General features: G+C 57.9%; 1 protein-coding gene. It reads right to left on the reverse strand.

Translation table 11 applies throughout. The features are described from left to right. Positions 1 to 113: 113 nt before the first annotated feature. A partial coding sequence (locus GWC77_RS29930) for a tyrosine-type recombinase/integrase (RefSeq protein WP_367949135.1) occupies positions 114 to 442 on the reverse strand: 329 nt, incomplete at its 5' end.

The following is a 442-nucleotide window of genomic DNA, read 5'->3' on the forward strand; positions in this document are numbered from 1 at the left end:
CGGCTTCGCGCGTGCACGAACTCACGCCGCGAATCTGGAAATCGCTCTTCGCCGACAACCCGCTGCGCTCGCCACTGCATCAGATCGCCTGAGATCGCAACGACGTCGGTCAATTACCGATTACGTTCGAACGCCCGTGTTACCGCATCACTACGAATTGGAAAGACCCTGTCGTCGCCGCTACGCGTCTTGGCAGCTTTTCGTTGCTCCTTGAGCACTTCGACGGCACGTGTCGACAAGGGAACGTCTCTGGAACTCCCGTTCTTGGTTTCCGGGAGGTGTGCGACCCGTCGGCGTAGGTCAACGTGCTCCCACTTGTGGCGCGACAATCTGGATGAGAGACGCGCGACAAACAAGATGAGAATGTCGCGGCGAGGTTGATGATGCCGATGTTGATTGACGCTGACAAGCGTTTGTTGATTGACGCGCGGCGCATGTTGCA

The organism is Paraburkholderia sp. NMBU_R16 (assembly GCF_013282575.1).
GTDB lineage: Bacteria > Pseudomonadota > Gammaproteobacteria > Burkholderiales > Burkholderiaceae > Trinickia.